This is a genomic window from Nocardioides cremeus (assembly GCF_030518195.1).
In the GTDB taxonomy this organism is placed as follows: domain Bacteria; phylum Actinomycetota; class Actinomycetes; order Propionibacteriales; family Nocardioidaceae; genus Nocardioides; species Nocardioides cremeus.
Window position 1 is genome coordinate 1 of record NZ_JAULSC010000400.1, and the last position, 230, is coordinate 230.

At 78.3% G+C, this 230-nt stretch carries 1 pseudogene; it reads left to right on the forward strand.

Features of this window, described 5'->3' with window-relative positions:
• Window positions 1-230 (forward strand): annotated as a pseudogene (locus QWJ41_RS21495) (catalase HPII); the annotation flags it as partial.

Consider the following 230-nt stretch of genomic DNA (forward strand, 5'->3'; position numbering starts at 1 on the left):
CCGTCTTCGACGCCGGCATGGTGCCGCTGGTCGTGGCCCCGCACGGCGGCGAGGTCGACGGTGTCCCGGTGCAGCGCACCTTCGCCACGGTGCGCTCCATCGAGCTCGACGTGGTGCTGCGGGCCGGCGCGCCGGCCCCCGCCCCCGACGCGCTCCCCCAGCGCGACGCGAAGGCGGGCGCCGAGGACGCGAGCCGGGTGGACCCGCGGGTGCTGCTGCTGGTCGAGGAG